This window comes from Paraburkholderia sp. SIMBA_054 (assembly GCF_046534875.1).
GTDB classification, from domain to species: Bacteria; Pseudomonadota; Gammaproteobacteria; order Burkholderiales; family Burkholderiaceae; genus Paraburkholderia; species Paraburkholderia hospita.
Window position 1 is genome coordinate 1 of sequence record NZ_JAWRXV010001151.1, and the last position, 257, is coordinate 257.

Annotated in this window: 1 pseudogene; it reads right to left on the reverse strand. The window is 62.6% G+C overall.

Going from position 1 to position 257, the window contains the following annotated elements:
• Nucleotides 1-7 precede the first annotated feature (7 nt).
• A pseudogene (locus SB822_RS58765) lies at nt 8-257 on the reverse strand (IS21 family transposase); the annotation flags it as partial.

Consider the following 257-nt stretch of genomic DNA (forward strand, 5'->3'; position numbering starts at 1 on the left):
GATGTCGTTAGACATGACGATCCTCCGGTGGGTGGGCGCGTAACGTCTCGTAGCGGCTCACGTCAGCCGCGGGCTCTTCCTTGAGCTGGAGTTTCGTATCGGCGAGGCTGGCACTCGTGACGGGCGCCTTCAGCCGGCTCAGCACGTTCAGGACGTGCTCGCCACTTGGACGTCCCGAATCCAACGCAGCCTGCACAGCGAGCAGCACGGCATCGAGTCCATGTTCACGTACTGCGGCAAGCACCTGTGTCATGACG